Here is a 452-nt window from a genome sequence, read left to right as displayed (position 1 = left end):
GCTGAATGAAGGCAGCAATGATGTGCAGGTGATGGTCACCGGTGTGGATGCATCGGGTAACGCCACCACGGCAATTGAGCACACCACGGTGGTGCTGGACACCCAGGCCAGCAATGCCCTGACTGTCGAAACGGTCGCGGGTGACGACACCGTCAACGCCAGCGAATCCCGTATGCCAACGCTCATCAGCGGAGAGGTGTCCGGTGATGCGCAGGTGGGTGACCACGTGGTGGTCAGCGTGAACGGCCATGAATATCGCGGCGATGTGGTGGCGGATGCTAACGGTCAGCTGCGTTACGAAGTGCCGGTCCCGACGGCAGTGCTGAATGAAGGCAACAATGATGTGCAGGTGATGGTCACCGGTGTTGACGCGTCCGGTAACACCGCGATTGCCGTTGAGCACAAAACCGTGGTGCTGGACACTCAGGCGCATAACGCCGTCACTATCGACA

The 452-nt window shown here is 59.7% G+C and carries 1 protein-coding gene; it reads left to right on the top strand.

What is annotated here, in order from left to right; genetic code table 11:
* On the top strand, positions 1-452 hold a 452-nt coding region (locus M977_RS23930), incomplete at both ends, for an Ig-like domain-containing protein (protein ID WP_157092149.1).

Source organism: Buttiauxella gaviniae ATCC 51604, assembly GCF_001654835.1.
Classification (GTDB): Bacteria; Pseudomonadota; Gammaproteobacteria; order Enterobacterales; family Enterobacteriaceae; genus Buttiauxella; species Buttiauxella gaviniae.
Note: the sequence above shows the minus strand (reverse complement) of the source record. Positions and strands in the feature narration are given on the sequence as shown.